The sequence below is a fragment of the Paenibacillus piri genome, assembly GCF_004354045.1.
GTDB lineage: Bacteria > Bacillota > Bacilli > Paenibacillales > NBRC-103111 > Paenibacillus_S > Paenibacillus_S piri.
The window spans coordinates 20,469-39,607 of sequence record NZ_SMRT01000024.1 but is presented as its reverse complement, the minus strand read 5'-3'; the positions used below and the strand labels follow the sequence as shown (position 1 = coordinate 39,607).

Genomic DNA, 19,139 nt, shown 5'->3' with positions numbered 1-19,139 from the left:
CAAGATATAATGGAGTAAAAAGCGTTACGTTCAAGTAACGGCTGCTTGTAATGGATCATCCAGTTTGTGGGGGGTATTTATTTATATGTCAAGACGGGCTTTTGTTCGCTGGATGCTCGCTTTATTCGTTATGATCGGAGCTGCGGGAACCGGATTGGTAAAGCTGCTGCAGCGGGCAGTCGAATCGCATCCTATTGTCGAGGCGAAGCCTGAACCGGTGTTGGCGCTGCCCAAGCAGGAGCCGTCGGCGCCGAGAGAAGGTCCTGCGGACGATAAGTCTCCGCTATTTTCGTTTATGCTGCTGAGCGATCTTCATATTTCCGTGTACGATCCGAATACGATCAAGCATATGAAAGAAGCGCTGGAGGATATTAAAGCGTTCGATTCCCCCATCGATGCGATCGTGCTGACCGGCGATTTAACGGATTATGGAGGCTCTGAAGGCTATGCCGAGCTGCAAAAGCTGCTGTCCGCCTACAAGCTGCCCCCGCTGTACGCCAATATGGGCAATCACGACTACTACGATATCTGGATCGACAAGAAGGGCGCTTTTAACAAGGACACGGTGCCGAACGGCAAGACGGATTGGCAGGCGCGCGAGCGGTTCCAGACGTTTTTTAACCAGCAAAAGCCTTATTCCGCCGCGTCCTTCAACGGCTATCCGCTGATTATGCTTTCCCAGGAAGCGTATGTGCAGGAAAAACCGGAGGTCGGGGAAGGCGCGTGGTACTCGGATGAGCAGATGGATTGGTTTAAGCAGCAGCTGGCGATTTATAACGGCAAACCGATGTTCATCATGACGCATCAGCCGCTGCCCGAGATCGGGAAGGATGGGGGGACCCATCAGTTGATCCGGGCGAAGCAGTTTCGCGAGCTGTTGAAATTTTATAAAAATGTGTTTGTCTTTTGCGGACACCGTCACCAAGATTTCCAAAACGGCTCGGAGCATTATTTCCAGGAAACGTTCCATTATTTCCATAATTCGTCCGTCGGCCGGGTGTTGAACCGCAGTTATCAGAACGAGGGCAAAAATAAATCGCAGGGCTTGTACGTGCAGGTGTACAAGGACCATGTTACCGTACGCGGACGCGAATTCAGCAACCGCACCTGGTTGAAGGAAGCGGACTGGAATATTAAATTAACTTATTGATTATCGACAAGGAAGGAAACATAATTCGGATGAGTATGGACACCAAGCAAAAAATGCAAGAAGAGGTAGAGAAACGGCGCACCTTTGCGATTATTTCCCACCCCGATGCAGGGAAAACGACGTTGACCGAGAAGCTGCTGCTGTTCGGCGGCGCGATACGTCTCGCCGGTACGGTCAAAGGCCGCAAGGCGAGCAAGCATGCAACCTCCGACTGGATGGAAATCGAGAAGCAGAGAGGGATCTCGGTTACGTCCAGCGTCATGCAGTTTGATTATGCGGGTCATCGGGTAAACATTCTTGATACGCCGGGTCACCAGGATTTTTCCGAAGATACGTACCGGACGCTGACCGCGGCCGACAGCGCCGTGATGCTGATCGACTCGGCCAAAGGGGTCGAGGCGCAGACGAAGAAGCTGTTCCAGGTATGCCGCAAACGCGGTATTCCGATTTTTACGTTCATTAACAAGCTCGACCGCGAAGGGCAAAATCCGTTCGATCTGCTGGAGGAGCTGGAGCAGGTGCTCGGCATCCGTTCTTATCCGATGAACTGGCCGATCGGTTCGGGCAAGCAGTTCCGCGGCGTTTACGACCGGATGCAGACGCAGGTGGAGCTGTTCCAGGGCGACGATCATAAAGAAATCCAGGTACAGAAAGTAAGCGGCTACGAGGATGACATTGTCAAAAAAATCGCCGGCGATTTTTTCTACGACCAGCTGGTACAGGATTTGGAGCTGCTGGATGTGGCCGGCGACGAGTTTGATTTCGAAAAAGTGCGCAGCGGCGAGCTGACGCCTGTATTTTTCGGCAGCGCGATCAACAATTTCGGCGTACAAACGTTTCTTGAAAACTTCCTGAAGCTGGCGCCGATACCGACCCCGCGACGGAGCAGCGAAGGCGAGGTCGATCCGCTGAGCGAGAAATTTTCAGGCTATATTTTCAAAATTCAAGCGAATATGAACCCGGCTCACCGCGACCGGATCGCTTTTCTGCGCATTTGCTCGGGCAAATTCGAGCGCGGCATGTCGGTGAAGCACGTGCGTGTCGGCAAAGATATCAAGCTGGCCCAGCCGCAGCAGTTTCTGGCGCAGGACCGCGATATCGTCGAGGAGGCGTATCCGGGCGATATTATCGGTCTGTTCGACCCTGGCATTTTTCGTATCGGCGATTCGCTGGCCCAAGGCGGCAGCCTGGAATTCGACGAGCTGCCGACGTTCTCGCCGGAGCTGTTTTCCAAGGTGACCGTAAAAAATGCGCTCAAGCACAAGCAGTTTCAGAAGGGCGTCGATCAGTTGACCGAGGAAGGCACGATTCAAGTGTTTAAAACGGTCGGTTTCGAGGATATGATTCTCGGCGTCGTCGGACAGCTGCAGTTCGAGGTATTTGAATACCGGATGAAGGGCGAGTACGGCGTCGATGTGCAGCTGCAGCGGATGAACTTTCAATTTGCCCGTTGGCTGGTGGACGACAAGAACAATATCGATCCGGGCAAGTTCCGCATCAATTCCCAGCTTGTAAAGGATAAAAAGGATAATTACGTCGTGCTGTTCGAGAGCGAGTACGCGATGCGCTCGGCCATGGAAAAAAATCCGACCGCAAAGTTTTTGGAAACCGCTCCTTAAGGAAGGCGGCTGCGGAGCGGAGGCTTGGCAGGCTTGACTGCACAATTTCGGATAATCGGGTTCGCGATTAAACGGAGCTATAGGAGGGTGAAACGATGGATGTTCGTCATATCGCCATAACAGCGGGCTTCACGGCGCTGATCGCGTTCATGCTGTACCGCAGATTTAAACGGTCAGTCGGCTATCAGAAGCTGAACCGGTCCCGTCTATTGTTCCGGACCGTATTGTTCGGCGTGCTCGGCTGCTTGTTTCTGTATATGGGGACGCTGCATCCGATGAATTATGTCGCCGATGCGGCCGGGCTGATCTGCGGCCTTGCGCTCAGTTATTATGCGGTCAAGCATCTCCGCTTTGAGAAGCGGCAGGACGGCTGGTACTATCGCACCCATATCGGCATCGAGGTTGCCGTGCTGGCGGTATTTGTATGCCGGATCATATACCGGCTCGTCGCCGTTTATGCGCAGGCTCCGGCTGTCCAGACGGGAGCAGCCAGCCCGATGGCGCAGGATATGACAAGGGATCCGTGGACCGTCGGCGTTTTTTTCCTGCTGATCGCTTATTACCTTCGTTATTTCATTCATTTGTTGCGTCGTGAGAAAGAGCTGGAGGCATAAAACGGCGCGTTGAATCGGTCTCAACCCTGTATCGGCTGCGATGGAGGCTCCTGCGCTGCGCCTTTCGGCAGCACGATCCTGAAGCTCGAGCCGAGTCCGGCCGTGCTCTCCGCTTCGATGGTCCCCGAATGGGATTCCACCAGACGCTTCACGATTGATAGGCCGAGCCCGGTTTCACTGCTGTTTTTGGCGCGGGACGGATCGGCCTTGTAGAAACGATCCCAGATCAGCGAGAGCTCCTCGGCGGTCATGCCGCGGCCGGTATCGACAATTTCGATGAACGTGCTGCTTTCGTTGTCGGAGCCCTTCAGCCGGATCGTTCCGCAATCGGTAAACTGGATGCTGTTTTTGATCAAGTTGATCATAATTTGAATCAATCTGTCGTAATCGCCGTATACCGTCACTTCATCGCCGCACTCGATAATTAGCCGAAGCTTTTTGGACTCGGTCAGCACCTTCAGCGATTCGGCAACGATGTTCATAATTTCCCGGAGCGAACTGCTTGATGCATGCAGCGTCACCGTGCCTGCATCAATTTTTTCCATGTCGAGCAGCTCGTTGATCAGCCGGATCAGCCGAAACGTTTCCTTTTCGATAATCGCGTAATATTTTTGCTTATCCTCTGGACGGGTGACCAGGTCGGTCTTGAGCCCTTCGATAATTCCGCGAATGGATGTCAACGGGGTGCGCAGCTCGTGGGTAATATCCATAATAAAGTGCTGACGGCGCTGTTCATACAGCTTTAGCTTATGGGAGGCTTGCTCCAGACGCTCCGCAATCCGGTTGAAATCCAGAGACAAATCGCCCAATTCGTCGGTGCGATTCGTCTGGAGCCGTTCCTCGTAATAGCCGGCCGCAATTTGTCGGGTTGCCTGGCGGAGCGACTGTATCGTACGGCTTAAATTGCGCGAAACAAGCCAGCCGACCCATACGGCTACAGCAAAAACAACCGCGATAATCCAAATCAGCGCCCGATCGAGCGATTTTTGCGTTTCCTGGAAGCCCTCCAGCGGGGAAAAGATGAACAGATACAAATCGCCCCTCGTTTTCAAATGGATCGGCTTGGTGACGACGACCAGCGGCAGTTCCGTATTCCGCTCCACAATGAAGCTTTGATTGTCCTTCATCGTAAAAATATGCGAACGGAAGCCGTCCAAAAACGGCTTGCTGCGCATGGACGTCGGCATTTTGGGGTCGCGGAAGACGATTTCGCCCGATTTATCGAGAACGATAAACGAAATTTTCCGTTCGGACAGCAGATTGCGGTACGATTGGATCGGCCCCGTCGGTTCTTCCTCTTCGCGTACCATTTGCCGGGCGATTACTTTGGCGGCGCCGGTAAGCTCGACTGTAACCATGCTGAGCGCCTGCTGCTTCAAATAATAAGCAAAGCCCGCGCTGAGCAGCCCGAGAATGAGCAGACATACGATCAGGTGGCTGACAAACTGGCGTTGAAAAAACGTAAACCGGTACCGGAACCGCTGCCCTTTTACAGCCATTATGATTCCTCCAGCTTGTAGCCGACGCCCCATACGGTTCCGATCAACGGATAGTCGGGCGTCGATATTTTTTGGCGCAGCCGTTTAATATGAACATCCACTGTCCTTTCCTCGCCGGCATAGCTGTAACCCCAGACAAGCTCCAGCAGCTGCTCCCGGGTGAACACCCGCTTCGGGTGGCGGACAAACAGGCAAAGAAGCTCGAATTCCTTCGGCGTCAAATTCGTCGCTGCCGTTCCTTGAATGGCGACAGTGCGCGAATCCAGATGAATGACAATGCCGTGATGCCGGAGCAGGCCGGCTTCACTTACCGAAGTTTCCGGCTCGCGGGGAGCCACAAATATGCCCGGCTGATAACGGCGGAGCACGGCTTTCATCCTTGCGATCAGCTCCATCGGGCTGAACGGCTTCGCGACATAATCATCCGCCCCCGTTTCCAAACCCAGAATCCGGTCCTGCTCCCGGTCGCGGGCCGTCAACAAGATGACGGGTGTCGGCATCGATTGACGAAGCTCGCGACATAGCGTAATGCCGTCCTTGCCGGGGAGCATCCAATCCAAAATTATGAAATCCCAAGCTTCCTCACGAATGCGGCTTCCTGCCGTCAATCCGTCGTGGACAAAGGTGGTATCATACGATTCCTTTACAAAAAACATGCGCAGCATTTCGCATACGGACTCGTCATCTTCGGCAACAAGCAGCTTCATGGAACAAACACTCCTTGTCTATACATGGTTATGTTTAGCATAGTCGGATCGGGGATAATTGGCAACGGGTTCCAAGGGCTCAACTGGATAAAATTTACAGTGAGGCCGGCAACAATGTTAAAAAAGGAGATTGACATCCACCATGCTTGCATGAGAAAATGAACGCGTGTACATTACAAGTTGTATTTTTATCATAAAGGGGTGGTCTTCTTATTGTAACGAGAAAGGAAGTAGCTGAGTTAGCGGGAGTATCCGAGGCTACGGTTTCCCGTGTATTCAACGGCGTCGGTCCGATGAAGGAAGAAACCAGGCAGCGGGTGCTTGATGCAGCCAAAACATTAGACTATCATCCCAATGCGATTGCTCAGAGCTTTGCCCGCCGCAGAAGCGGCAATTTGGGCGTTGTGCTTCCTTATGTGCCGAAGGTGCATCTGTTTTCGACGTATTATTTTTCCGAGGTGTTAAGCGGAATCGGCGCCAAAGTGAAGGAGAAAGGATATGACCTCCTCCTGATTTTTCGTTCGCCGGATCAAGAGAGCGATTACAATGATGTTTTTCGCTCGCAAAAGGTGGATGCCTGCATTATTTTGGGCGCGTCCGATACGCCCCTTGAGCGGCAGCAGCTCCAGCGGTTGGAGGAGGGGGAGCATCCTTTCTGCCTCGTGAACCAGCATTTTGCCGGCGAGCGGTTCAACGAAGTGGACGCCGACCATACGGAGGGCAGCTACCGGGCAGTGAAGCATTTACTCGATAAAGGCTACAACCGGATCGCGTTTTTGAACGGTTCCCCGCAATTTTCCAACAGTGCCGACAGGCTCGAGGGCTATACCCGGGCGATGCGGGAAGCGGGAATGGAGCCGGAGCAATTGGCGCACTTGTACTTTGAAGGCAATTACAGCCGGACCAGCGGTTACCGGGCGGCTGCCGCCGTCTATGAGCGGCGGCGGGAGATCGACGCCGTATTCGCTGCCAACGACCGGATGGCGATCGGTTTGATGCAGGGACTGCGCGAGCTCGGCTGGGAGGCCGGCCGCGATGTGGCCGTTGTGGGCTACGACAATTCGGATGCGGCCCGCGTAACCGATCCGCCGCTGACGAGCGTGGCGGTGCCGTTCTATGAGATGGGCAGCCTTGCGGCGGAACGTCTGCTGATGCAGTTGAACGGCGAGCCGGGCGGATTCCGGCTCAAGCTCGATACGGAGCTGGTGATCCGGCAATCGTGCCGCAAGATTGCGGCCGAGCCCCGTTGAACCGCAGGCTGCGCGGTAAGCGGTATCAATTGAAACGATCAAGGGAGGAAAAATGGGATGAAGCAGATCAATGTGGGAATGGTCGGTTATAAATTTATGGGCAAGGCGCACAGCCATGCATACCGCGATTTACAAATGTTTTTCCCGAACTCGGTGCGACCGGCGATGAAGCTGATTTGCGGGCGCGACGAAGCGGGCGTAGCGCAGGCGGCCGATCAGTTCGGTTGGGAGGGCTATGTAACGGATTGGCGCGAGCTGTTGAAGCGGGACGATATCGATCTGATCGACATTAACGCGCCAAGCGATGCGCATAAGGAGATCGCGCTTGCGGCTGCCAAAGCCGGCAAGCACCTGTTCTGCGAGAAGCCGCTGGCGCTGACGCTGCCGGATTCGCGCGAAATGCTGAGAGCGGCCGAGGAAGCCGGGATCAAGCATATGGTCGGCTTCAACTACCGCTTCGCGCCGGCCGTATTGCTGGCCAAGAAGCTGATCGACGAAGGACGGCTCGGTCAAATTTATCATTTCCGCGCATGGTTTCTGCAGGATTGGATCCTTGATCCCGAATTCCCGCTCGTATGGCGTTTGCAGAAGGAAATCGCAGGCTCCGGTTCGCATGGCGACCTGGGCGCTCACTTGATCGATTTGGCGCATTTTTTGGTCGGGGACATGACCGAAGTGATCGGAATGAACGAGACGTTCATCAAGGAACGTCCGATGCCGGCCTCCATGACCGGGCTCAGTGCCAAAGGCAGCAAGGATGCGCCTAAAGGGCCTGTCACCGTCGATGACGCCACGTTGTTTATGAGCCGCTTTGCGAATGGGGCTGTCGGCAGCTTCGAAGCGACGCGGTTCGCAGCGGGCCATCGCTGCACGAATTCGTTTGAGATTAACGGCAGCAAGGGCAGCTTGAAGTTCGATTTCGAACGGATGAACGAGCTGCAGGTTTATTTTACCGACGATGCCGACGATGTTCAGGGCTTCCGCCGTGTGCTCGCTACGGATCCGGCCCATGCTTATATGGACGCCTGGTGGCCGCCGGGTCACACGATCGGCTATGAGCACACATTTATCCATGAAGTCGTCGAGCTGATGCAAGCGCTGGAGGAGGACCGCCAGCCTGTGCCTAATTTTGTCGACGGCGTGAAATGTCAGGAAGTGTTGGAAGCGGTTGACCGCTCGATCGGCGAGCGGCGTTGGGTCAAAATAGACGAAGTTTAGGAGTGGACGAAGATGAAAAAAGCATTGATTGTGCAGGGCGGCTGGCAAGGCCACGAGCCTAAGCAGGTTTCGGACATATTCGAGCGTATTTTGAAAGAAGAAGGGTTCGAGGTCGAGGTATCCGACACGCTGGAATCGTTCGCCGATGCGGATAAGCTGCTCGGTCTCGATTTGATCGTACCGGCATGGACGATGGGCGAAATCGACAAGCAGTGGGCCAAAAATGTAACCGCCGCCGTGCAAAGCGGGGTCGGCATCGCGGGGCTTCACGGCGGCATGTGCGATGCGTTCCGCAACAACGTGGACTGGCAGTTTATGACCGGCGGACAATGGGTGGCGCATCCGGGCAACGACGGCGTCGAGTACGTCGTTCATATTAAGCAATCATCCAGCACGCTGCTGGACGGCATCTCCGATTTCAAGGTGAAAAGCGAGCAGTATTATTTGCACATCGATCCGGTCGTCGAGGTGCTGGCAACGACCCGATTCCCGGTTATTGACGGCCCTTATTCGTCGAACGGCGCAGTCGATATGCCTGTCGTTTGGACGAAGCGGTGGGGTGCCGGACGCGTTTATTATTGCTCCCTCGGCCATAAGGCGGATATCGTCGCGATGCCGGAGGTCACGCTGATGATGCGCCGCGGTTTTGTGTGGGCGGCGGAAGGTAAGTCGGCAGCGAGCCAAAGCGCTGTGAAGGATCTTAAATATACGGGCATGGGAGACAGCAATTAACCCGCAAATGGAGGAGCAGGCGTCATGGAGAAAGTAAGAATCGGTATTATCGGCTGCGGTAAAATCAGCAGCATTTATTTTAAAAACTGCAAAACCTTCTCCGCACTGGAGGTCGCGGCATGCGCGGATTTGAATGTGGCCCGCGCGCAGGCGAGCGCCGAGGAATTCGGCATCCCGAAAGCATGCTCGGTCGAAGAGCTGCTGGCCGATCCTGACATCGATCTGGTGATCAACCTGACGATTCCCGCGGCGCATGCCAGCGTCTGCATCCAGGCATTGGAAGCCGGCAAGCACGTCTATGTGGAAAAGCCGCTTGCCGTTACCCGCGAGGAAGGCCAGAACATTCTGGCAGTCGCCAAACGAAACGGCAAGCTGGTCGGCAGCGCTCCGGATACGTTCCTGGGCGGCGGCATCCAAACCTGCATCAAGCTGATTCAGGACGGCTGGATCGGCACGCCGGTAGCCGCTTCCGCATTTATGATCGGACGCGGCCACGAGCATTGGCATCCCGATCCGGAATTTTATTATGCTCCCGGCGGCGGACCGATGTTCGACATGGGACCTTATTACTTAACCGCGCTGGTCGCTTTATTGGGACCGATTCAGCGCGTCACGGGCTCGGCTAAAATTTCGTATCCGGAACGCACGATTATGAGCGAGCCGAAATTCGGCAACAAGATTAAAGTCGAGACGCCGACGCATATTGCCGGCGTGCTTGATTTCCACAGCGGCGCGATCGGAACGATCATTACGAGCTTCGACGCATTCGGCGGCTCGCAGCTGCCGCGGATCGAAATATACGGCAGCGAAGGCACGCTGAGCGTGCCGGACCCGAATACGTTCGGCGGTCCGGTCAGCGTCCGCCGCTTGGATGCGAAGGAATTCAGCGAAATTCCTTTGACGCATGGCTATGCCGATAACAGCCGCGGTCTGGGCGTGCTGGATATGGCTTACGCGATCCGCAACAACCGTGCCAATCGTGCGAATGGCGAATTGGCCTATCATATATTGGAAGCGATGCACGGCTTTCATGATGCGGCAAAGGACGGCAAGCATTACATCATGCAAAGCAGCTGTGAAAAACCGAAGCCGATGCCGGGGCACCTGGTTCGAGGTCTTTTGGACTAATTGCATCGCATAGGCGCTTAACACGAAAAGCCACGTCAGACCGCGCTGCGGACATTCCTTCGAATGCCCGCACGACGGCTGTGCCGTGGCTTTTTTTGGTTCGGGAATTGACTTGCGGAACATTGTAAGGAGAATCGGTTCCCGCCCGACAGTTTCGGTTTTCCTCCTACTATGCTGTGGAACTGCCACCTCACATTAGGGCAGCTTTGCATAAAGCAAGGCTGTTCATTACTTCGCACAGCCTTAGCCAGTGGGCTTGCCAAGTGCAGGCTTAGATAAACAAAAGCTGCCGCAGCTCGGGAGTGGGGCTTGGAAAACGAAAGCTGCCGCAACTCGGGGGTGGGGCTTGGAAAACGAAAGCTGCTGTAACCCGGGTGGGAACTTGGAAAACGAAAGCTGCCGCAGCTCGGGTAGGGGCTTGGAAAACGAAAGCTGCTGTAACCCGGGTGGGATCTTGGAAAGCAAAAGCTGCCGCCCCCCTTGTAAGGGCTTCGCCAAAAACTAACGGACTCCAGAGACGCTATTTGTGTCCCAAAGGACGATTTTTCAATCTAACGGACCGAGGTGCCGTTATATTGCCAAATTTGCGGTGAATTGGATTCTGGCAAGCTCAATAATGGCATTCCGGTCCGTTAAAATGTCAAACACGCCAAACCGGGACTAATAGCGTCTGCTGAGTCCGTTAGAGTGGGAATGGCAGGGGCCTTGAACTCGGGTCAACACTCGCTGCAATTGGAGGCGAATCGCGTCTCCTTTAGAAGGAATCGGAAAGGACTCAGGAGGTTTGCTTTACGTTTGTTTGACTCGGGCAGGGACGCCCGAGAGGGTTCAGCGCCGTACCGGATCTGATTTCGCGCTCATTCTCCCCCCAGTCCCGATACAAGAGAAATTATTCCACCGATTGAATCGTCGAGAGATGGTCCTTTAATGATGTGATCATTTGATTATGCAGCTCTTCGTTGCTGTGCTGCCAGATGATTTCGAATATAACGCCTAATCCGGGCAGCACCTGCTCCTGGCCGCCGATCGAATCCTCGACCACCCCAACCAGTTCCTCGTCATTTTTGTCCGTAATGCGTTCAATGATGGCCTGTCTCAGATTTAGATTCATGTTCATTCCTCGCTTTATCGTCTCGTTTTTTACTCCAATTAATATGCACCAAACAGGAGGGCTTCATGCTTTCGTTTGCCCGATTCATTTTATGGTATACTAAGGTTATGAAGTATTGAAGGGGCAGGGCCTTAAGCACGTTAGTCACCAATGAAAAGCTTGTCAGTGATGGGGGATGGTGTTCATGAAAAAGCAATTTGCGGTTATCGGGATGGGACGGTTCGGATCGAGTGTCGCCAAAACGTTGCACGGCTTAGGCTTTGAAGTGCTGGCCATTGACAGCAGCGAACAGCGGACACAGGAGGTTTCCTCGATTGTTACGCATGTGGTGCAGGCCGACTCGACGGATGAAGAAGCGCTCCGTGCGCTTGGGCTGCGCAATTTCGATGTCGTTGTCGTGGCTATCGGACAAGATATTCAGTCGAGCATTTTGACCACGATCATTTTAAAAGAAATCGGCGTTCCGAAAGTCGTAGTGAAGGCGCAAAACGAGCTGCACGGCAAAGTGGTCAGAAAAATCGGTGCGGATAAAGTCATTTATCCGGAGCGGGATATGGGCCAGCGCGTTGCGCATCACCTGATCTCGTCGAACATTATAGATTATATCGAGCTGTCGGACGACCACAGTATTGCCGAAATTCGCGCTTCGCGGCCGATGATCGGCAAAAATTTGCGCCAGCTGGACATTCGGGCCAAGTATGGCTGCAATGTGATGGGCATCAAAACCGGCACGCATATTAACATCGCTCCCAACGCGGAAGATACGCTCAAGGAAAACGATATTTTAATCGTTGTCGGCAAAAATGTAGATTTGCAAAATTTCGAAAAAACTTTTACGGAGTAACCCGAACGTTATGACCAAGCACGATATTTCGATAATTTCATCTGTTCACAACCCGCGCGTCAAGGGTTGGACCCAGCTCCTGGATAAAAAAGGAAGGGAACGCCAGGGGCAATTCATGATCGAGGGCATTCACCTCGTACAGGAAGCATTGGCTTCCGATGCTGCGCTGGAGGCGCTAGTCTACGCGGCGGAGCGGCGGCAGGAGCTGTCCGGCGGCATGCTGGAGCAGGCCGAGAGCCGAGGCGTCGAATGCGTCGCGGTGAGCGAGGCGGTGCTGGCCAAATGCACCGACACATTAACGCCGCAGGCGGTATTTGCCGTGCTGCCCAAGCTGTCGTGGCAGCCGGAGGATCTGCTCGCGACGGCGGGCACCGGGCCGGAGCTTGTCGTCGTCATCGACGGGATGCAGGACCCGGGCAACCTGGGCACGATCATCCGCAGTGCGGATGCGGTCGGGGCCACCGGTGTGCTGCTCGGCAGGGGCACCGTCGATTTGTACAACCCGAAGACCGTGCGCGCCACGATGGGCTCACTGTTTCATTTGCCGATTGTGCAGGGAGACCTGCAATCGGTGCTTCCGCTGGCCGCGCAGCAAGGCGCGGCGGTGGTTGCGACGAGCCTGCAGGGCACGTCGGACTGCTACGGCTTCGATTTCCGGCAGCCGGTCTGGTTTGTCATCGGCAACGAGGGGCAGGGCGTGTCGCCCGAGGCGGCGGCGCTAACGACGGAGCAGATCCGCATCCCGATGCAGGGACGAGCGGAGTCGCTCAACGCCGCGATGGCGGCGACGGTCGTGCTATTCGAGGCGATGCGGCAGCGATTATTTTAATTGAATAGCGTATAATGTTAGATATATCGTAAATTGAGACTAATTTTAAGATGGTTTGAAGACTGTTTATACCATCAAAACGTTTATGATAGGTCATTATAGAGAATGCACCAAAGCGTGCTTTTAGCCTCTTTAAAATAAACCGCTTACCCTCACTTTCATAAAGGTATGTACCGATATTTCGGGGATAGATTAGAAAGGATGCTCTTGCGCAGCCTTGGCCATACGTCTGTAAGGATTGGGTCTTTGGTTTGGACGAACGAGGTTTAATTTCTATATGTGCCTAAAAATCCGTTTTCGATTATAGATCACGTCGAACTCGTTTTCCAGAATCATTTTGATAGAGCGAGAGCCCTTTTTCTATCCCCTTAGATGGAATGCCTTCTTCTTTATCCCTCCACGGCCGGTGGATGAAGGTCTTTTTGCGTGTAAAACACCCTAAAGCCAGCTCTTTTCCGCAAGTTCCCTGTCACATTACATTTGCAGGCGATTTAAAAATGCCTCCTTATCAAGACGTCCTTATTTTTGTAAGGTTAAGAAGCGGAAATAAAATAAGGTAATCAATGTATATGGAATACCCAAATCAACAGCAGCATTTCTGGAAGAAATTTCAGGGCCCCCATGTACGGAGGAACAGAAGATCAGTGTGCCGGGAAGCACAGCTGGGTGAGACATGTGATTGATTTTGGGGCCGGCAGTTGACCATTCTGGGGTTCAATACCATGGGAAGCAAGACAAATCTAATTTCCAAATGGACCCGGCCGTTCTTCTCATCCTGCGCTTGCACTGTTTGTCCGACATAGCGCCATGGCACCGAATACTGGTTGGCTTCTTGATATCGGCCAATCCCGTGAAGGTGCGGATGCGCGGCCAAAGGTTTTTGCTAGATTAACCGATGCCGTCCTGAACTTTTCCTTTCGTCCGGGCCCGATAAGGCGCGCAGCGTCGGAGCAGAAAACGTGGTGCGCCGCAAAACTGGTGAATCGTGCATTCCAAATCGGGTGGCCTTGTTCGTCCAGGCGTTGTTAGGACCGTTTTCAACAGAAATTTGAATCTTTTTCCCTCGACTACTGTAAACTCAATCTTGATTTTACTGGTAGTTGTGGTACAATTTACCTGCTAAGGTGCTCTTCTCTTGGGGTGATGTGTTATGGACAAAACACAATATCTACCAAAGAATAAGAGCATTTTTTTAATATACATCAAAAACACGAATGTATCTTCATCGAAAGGGCTTCGGTCAGAAGGTTTTCTTATAATTTCAAAGAACGTTACTTTCGAAATTCGGGATAATAAATTCAATATTAATGAAAGCGAAGGTTCAATATGAAAGATATCTAAGGAATTTCGGTAAAGGGAGGGTTTGCATTGCTTAGAGTCATCTTTGTAGACGACGAACCCTGGGCTCTGACAGGAATTAAAAATGTTATCGATTGGAATAAAGAAGGATTTGAAATCATCGAGACTTTTTTAGATCCGCGGAAGGCACTTAAGAGCATCACGAGTATTCAGCCTGATATAGTCTTTACCGATATACGTATGCCGGGAATGACCGGACTTGATCTGGTCAGGGAATCCCGAGAAAAAGGAATTAATTCTGAGTTTGTCATCATAAGCGCTTTTAGCGATTTCGAGGTAGCCCGCGGCGCCTTGCAATATGATGTATTTCACTATATTCTTAAACCTCTTGACCGGGATGAAGTTGGAACTGTTGCGGACAGGCTCAGAAAAAAACTTATTTCTGCCAAACACCCTGTCCTAATGGAGGTCTCTCAAACCGGCAAACTCATGAATGAAAAGCAGAGAGAGGTGCTTGTATCAGCTGCTGTCCATCCTCATTGTTACGTTGCAGTCGCCGATTCGAAAAATTACAACTTCCCCTCCAAAAAGGATATGCATGTTGGGCAATTTTTGCTCACTGATGGAACAAGCCTCTATCTGCTTTCATCAAAGCAGAATTTGGAGCCCTTTTTCAACCAATTGAGGATATCAGCTGCTGCATGCGGGGTAAGCTCAGGTATAAGTGTACAGCGTCCCGATTTTGAAGATTTCGATAATATGTTTTCCGAAGCTGTCAGCTCTGCACAGCTGGAGATTGATTATTCTGCAAACTCTATAGTATCGGCGATACAGGTATATCTTAGCAAAAATTATGAAAATGAGCTTTCGCTTAGTGAGATCTCTGAAAAATTTTATCTGTCCGAAACATACTTATGCGATCTTTTCAAGAAGCAAACGGGGATTACGCTAACAGGATTTTTGACTGCGATCAGAATGAAGCGAGCGGCACACCTGCTTTTGGAAAACGAAGCGCCTGTACAGCAAGTGGCGGACATGGTGGGTTATTCGGATTATGGTTATTTTGGAAGGTTATTTAAGCGCTTCTTTGGATTTACTCCCAGTAAGTACCGAAAAATTCAGAATGCTGCCATCATCCAACAGAGCTTCAGCATGCTGGAGGAGTAAAATTTGGACTCAACAATGTAAGCGCTTTAGGTATACAGATGACGACTTTTGTGTAGTGACCCTTAACAGAGCGGACCTCGAAGCGATATTGGTCACCAAAGCTGTTCTTTAGACGCTGCTGTATATTATAAAGGCCTATATTCGTTTTTCCAATAGAAGTACCATCGTTTATCGGTTGATTAAAGTTATTTATTTTTTTGAGCTCTTCGTTGGATATGCCGGCACCATTATCGGCAATGTTTAGTAAAAGGGACCCATCTTCTTGAAGCCGACCTGATATTCTTATGATGCAGGGCGGCATTTTTTCTTCAAAACCATGTCTAATTGAGTTTTCAACGATAGGCTGGAGAAACATGGCATGTATGGGATGGTTCATTGCCTCATGCTGTATATCCAGCTTTATTGCGTACTTGCCCGGAAAACGCTGGCTCATGACATTCAGATAGTCGCAAGTATGTTTGATCTCGTCTCGAAGGGTAACGATCGTTCCAGAGCTTACCGAATAACGGAACATGCCGGCCATTGATGTGCAGAGATCCTCAATACTTCTAATGCCATAGGCTTGGGCCATACTTCGCACACACTCCAAGGTATTAAAGAGAAAGTGCGGATTTATTTGGCTTCTGTATGAGAGCAATTCGGCCTTTTGCTGGGCAATCATGGATTGGTACAGATTCTGCTGGGATTTTCTAATCTCTTTTTGGGAAATTTCAATTCGCTCCAGCATATCATTGATATCCTCGGCAAGTCTGGCAAGTTCGACAGTTTTTGGTATACTCACCCTTACTCCGTCTTTCCGCAAAGTTAGATTTCTCATATCACTGATGATCTGATCGATAGGATTGGTCACGGAACGCAGTACAAGCTGCATCTGGAAAAAAAGCAGAAGACCGGCAGCAAGTATAATAAAGATACCGATGCTTCTTATAGGAATAAGATCGCCAATTAGGGAATGTCTGGTGGCCAGCGAAACAAAACGCCATCCGAATTCGGGTACAGATACGGAGCTGGTGAGATATTTTTCCCCGTTGACGTTCGCCTTGCCCTGGCCCTCTTTTGCGTTCAGCAATATAGACTGTTCAACTTCATTCACTTCCCGGCTGGAATTTATGATTTTATCTTCAAATATGAGTGCAGTTAGACCATCGTTGGATATGCCGGTGCCAAGTTCGCCTGTAAATGATTTTAAATTAACTACCACAGCACATAATGCTATGTTTTTTTTCTCGCTATATCCTTCTAATATGGAACGGACAGGGAGAAAGTACAAAAAGAAAGGCCCGTTATTGCCGCCGCTATTATCGAAGAATACATTGCTAACAATCGGGTTGCGTAGTGTGATATCTTGAGCCAGTCCGCTTTCCTCCATTGCCATTTCTCGAATCTCACGGAAACTGTCGCTAATATAAAAGTTATTCATGTTTCGGGATGTAAGGACAATGCTTTTAATATTTTTGCTGCTGTAAGTGGAGTCGTAAAGAACTTCGGTAGCTGAAGCCTTCAATTTAAAATATTCGGAAGGATCATCCGTTAACAGGAACTGCTGAACGGCAGTAGAGTAAGACACACGTTTGGCGGCCCTGTCGATTTCATTGATGGCCATGGCAAGTCTCCGGTCCATCTCTTTGGACAGAATCTCAAAGGTCTGATAGGCTCTGCGCTCGGTGATGGATTCGAACCCCGTATTGTATATGATCATTAGAACGCCCATGGAGAGAAGAAACAAAAGTGTACTTCCTATAATACGGCCTCGAATAGAGTTGAAGTTAGCCAATCTCATCTTAGATAAACTCCTTCAAAAATAAATTGATGATGCTACAAGACTATGATTTTATTATATAGAGGATTATAGAATATTCGCAATATTCCGAATTCAGTCCTATTTCAACCTAATCTAACGCATATCGCTGTTTACTTGCACCTGCTAAAATTTAATTATGAAAGCGTTTTAAAAAAACATCAAGTTATTTATGAAAGCGTTTCATTGATGAGTCCTTAAATAAACTCCAGGGCGAAAGGAAGCGATGAAATGGCAAATCGGCAGGATTTAACTGCCCAACTTCCCGATGGACGAACGTTTCAGTTCTGGGAGGTTGAACAAAATTACGAGCGTGAAATACATGTGGACAATAAAAACCCGCAGGCATCGGATAAGAACAGCGGATCGGCGTCGGAACCGTTTAAGACGATTAACGCGGCGGCGCAAGCTGCAACGCCGGGTACAAGGATACTAATCCATGGGGGCGTCTATAGAGAGACGGTACAACCGGCCATGGGCGGCGAGAGCCCGGAGAAGATGATCAGTTACGAGGCTTATGAAGGGGAAGAAGTAATTATCAAGGCTTCGGTAGAGGTTAATGACTTCAAACCCAGTGAAGGATGGAACCTGCGCAGAGGTTTCAGAAACGACACCGCAATCCCTGAAGGGATCAAGGTTTGGGAAATCGAGCTCAATCCCGAGGATTTCAAGGGCTATAATCCGTTTTGCGCAGTGAATATCATTCACGACAGACTTTTTATTGAATTTAGTAAGACCGATATGACGCCCTATCTGAATCGCAGGGGTATGGTTTTTATAGATGGCAAGCCCATGCGCCAGGTGCCTTTGTATTACCAGCTGGCCCAGCATGAGAATGCATACTGGGTGGAGGCAAACGGACAGAAAGTGCATATTCGCCTTGCCGGCGACGACGAGCCGTGGAATCATATGGTTGAGCTTAGCAACCGTGAGCAGTGTTTTGCTCCAAAGGTACCGTTTCTGTCGTACATCCGTGTGAAAGGGCTTACTTTGGCGCATGCTGCAATGGGCGCGCCGGTACCGCAGCGGGGCTCTCTGTCCTGTCACAGGGGTCATCATTGGATTATCGAAGATTGTACGATCGATTGGGCAAACGCAGTAGGAATCGATTGCGGCAACGAGTGTTGGCATCATACTCCGATCGAAGGACAGATCAAAGGGAATTCAATCATCCGGCGAAATACAATTAAAGATGCGGGCGTATGCGGGATCGCCGGTATAGGATCAACGAACCTGCTTATCGAGGATAACTGCATCGTCGGAACGGGTTGGCAGCGCATGGAGCTTTCGTGGGAAGCAGGGGGCATTAAATTGCATAACACAATTAATGCATTAATTAGGAGAAACGTGATTAAAGAATGCTATGGCTGCGATGCGTTGTGGCTTGATGTAGGCAATGAGAATTGCCGCATCACCTCCAACCTTTTCATTGACGGGATCGATTCCAGGGAGCATATCTTTATAGAATGCACCCGCGATAAAGAAAACTTGATCGACAACAACATTCTTTGGAATGTTGAAGGAAGATATGACAGGAATGCGGTTCCTGCGGAGCCGGGTTCATCAGGCTGGTACAGGAATACCGAAATGCTTGTGAAGAACGGTTACGGAATCTACCTTGAAGGCACTGACCGGTTGAGAATGGTCAATAATTTGATCGGTAACTGCAATAAAGCCGGCTTCTTCGCTAAAGTGGTAGCTTTTAGGATTTCGAAGCGCGGAGGCACTACCAGAGAGAACAAATTTTTCAATAACCTGTTCTACAATTGCGGTGAAGCTGCAATTATTATGCCGAACCAACACAATGAGGCGGAGGGGAATGCCTATGCGAAGATGCCGGGAGGATTCCTGCGCGTGATGTCCCCGGAGCCGGAAATGTGCCTGGATCTGGCGACATGGCAGGAGTTCTGCGGTTTTGACTTAACGGGATGCATGGTTGATGCAGAAATTAACATAAACAGCGCTGATTTAACCATGGAGGTTGTGTTCAAGGGGGGAGTACCTCAAGTAAAATCGGATTCAAAAGTTTGCACCGATTACTTTGGAAACGAAGTGCAAGGAAAACGCGTTGCCGGTCCGATAGCGGGTTTGAATGAAAAGAAGATGCGTTTCAGTATTGATCCAAGAGCCTCTCAATCTCAATCTCGAGAATCGGCATTGGAGCAATATTAAAA

15 protein-coding genes are annotated in these 19,139 nt (G+C 51.1%); 11 read left to right on the top strand and 4 right to left on the bottom strand.

Annotated features, from left to right (window positions below; all coding sequences use genetic code 11):
* The first annotated feature begins 85 nt into the window (after positions 1–85).
* From E1757_RS31355 to E1757_RS31345, 3 genes are all read left to right on the top strand, one after another.
* Positions 86–1,150, top strand: coding sequence for a metallophosphoesterase family protein (locus E1757_RS31355; protein ID WP_133235751.1), 1,065 nt, complete (start codon positions 86–88; stop codon positions 1,148–1,150).
* Between the two features lie 35 nt (positions 1,151–1,185).
* The gene (locus E1757_RS31350; protein ID WP_133235821.1) at positions 1,186–2,769 is read left to right on the top strand and encodes a peptide chain release factor 3; all 1,584 of its coding nucleotides are present in this window, start codon (positions 1,186–1,188) and stop codon (positions 2,767–2,769) included.
* A gap of 95 nt (positions 2,770–2,864) precedes the next feature.
* The gene (locus E1757_RS31345; RefSeq protein ID WP_133235749.1) at positions 2,865–3,383 is read left to right on the top strand and encodes a CcdC protein domain-containing protein; all 519 of its coding nucleotides are present in this window, start codon (positions 2,865–2,867) and stop codon (positions 3,381–3,383) included.
* A gap of 20 nt (positions 3,384–3,403) precedes the next feature.
* Here the strand turns inward: E1757_RS31345 and E1757_RS31340 are convergent, their stop codons facing one another.
* A complete protein-coding gene (locus E1757_RS31340; protein WP_133235747.1) occupies positions 3,404–4,882 on the bottom strand; it encodes a sensor histidine kinase in 1,479 nt (492 codons plus the stop codon).
* Positions 4,882–5,589 (bottom strand): response regulator transcription factor, encoded by a 708-nt coding sequence (locus E1757_RS31335; protein ID WP_133235745.1) that lies wholly within the window; start codon positions 5,587–5,589, stop codon positions 4,882–4,884. The genes E1757_RS31340 and E1757_RS31335 overlap by 1 nt, the downstream gene beginning before the upstream one ends.
* Positions 5,590–5,801: 212 nt before the next feature.
* Between E1757_RS31335 and E1757_RS31330 the strand changes: the two genes are divergently transcribed.
* Genes E1757_RS31330 through E1757_RS31315 form a run of 4 tightly spaced genes read left to right on the top strand, consistent with a single transcriptional unit; the run spans position 5,802 to position 9,917 of the window.
* A complete protein-coding gene (locus E1757_RS31330) occupies positions 5,802–6,839 on the top strand; it encodes a LacI family DNA-binding transcriptional regulator (RefSeq protein ID WP_133235743.1) in 1,038 nt (345 codons plus the stop codon).
* A gap of 57 nt (positions 6,840–6,896) precedes the next feature.
* Positions 6,897–8,057 carry a Gfo/Idh/MocA family protein gene (locus tag E1757_RS31325; RefSeq protein WP_133235741.1) on the top strand — a complete coding sequence of 387 codons (1,161 nt, stop codon included), beginning with the start codon at positions 6,897–6,899 and terminating at the stop codon, positions 8,055–8,057.
* Between the two features lie 12 nt (positions 8,058–8,069).
* Positions 8,070–8,789, top strand: a complete 720-nt coding sequence (locus E1757_RS31320; protein ID WP_133235739.1) for a ThuA domain-containing protein — start codon at positions 8,070–8,072, stop codon at positions 8,787–8,789.
* Positions 8,790–8,813: 24 nt separating this feature from the next.
* Positions 8,814–9,917, top strand: a complete 1,104-nt coding sequence (locus E1757_RS31315; protein ID WP_133235737.1) for a Gfo/Idh/MocA family protein — start codon at positions 8,814–8,816, stop codon at positions 9,915–9,917.
* Between the two features lie 889 nt (positions 9,918–10,806).
* Here the strand turns inward: E1757_RS31315 and sspI are convergent.
* Positions 10,807–11,028 (bottom strand): small acid-soluble spore protein SspI, encoded by a 222-nt coding sequence (gene sspI / locus E1757_RS31310; RefSeq protein WP_133235735.1) that lies wholly within the window; start codon positions 11,026–11,028, stop codon positions 10,807–10,809.
* 184 nt (positions 11,029–11,212) lie between these two features.
* Between sspI and E1757_RS31305 the strand changes: the two genes are divergently transcribed.
* From E1757_RS31305 to E1757_RS31295, 3 genes are all read left to right on the top strand, one after another.
* Positions 11,213–11,872 (top strand): potassium channel family protein, encoded by a 660-nt coding sequence (locus E1757_RS31305; RefSeq protein WP_133235733.1) that lies wholly within the window; start codon positions 11,213–11,215, stop codon positions 11,870–11,872.
* Positions 11,873–11,882: 10 nt separating this feature from the next.
* Positions 11,883–12,701 (top strand): TrmH family RNA methyltransferase, encoded by an 819-nt coding sequence (locus tag E1757_RS31300; RefSeq protein WP_133235731.1) that lies wholly within the window; start codon positions 11,883–11,885, stop codon positions 12,699–12,701.
* Between the two features lie 1,368 nt (positions 12,702–14,069).
* Positions 14,070–15,167, top strand: a complete 1,098-nt coding sequence (locus tag E1757_RS31295; RefSeq protein ID WP_133235729.1) for a response regulator transcription factor — start codon at positions 14,070–14,072, stop codon at positions 15,165–15,167.
* Here E1757_RS31295 and E1757_RS31290 read toward each other — a convergent pair.
* Positions 15,148–16,947: a sensor histidine kinase gene (locus E1757_RS31290; RefSeq protein WP_133235727.1), complete on the bottom strand. Its 1,800-nt coding sequence runs from the start codon at positions 16,945–16,947 to the stop codon at positions 15,148–15,150. The genes E1757_RS31295 and E1757_RS31290 overlap by 20 nt on opposite strands.
* Positions 16,948–17,196: 249 nt before the next feature.
* Between E1757_RS31290 and E1757_RS31285 the strand changes: the two genes are divergently transcribed.
* On the top strand, positions 17,197–19,137 hold the full coding sequence (locus E1757_RS31285; protein ID WP_133235725.1) for a right-handed parallel beta-helix repeat-containing protein: 1,941 nt from the start codon (positions 17,197–17,199) through the stop codon (positions 19,135–19,137).
* The last annotated feature ends 2 nt before the right edge of the window (positions 19,138–19,139 follow it).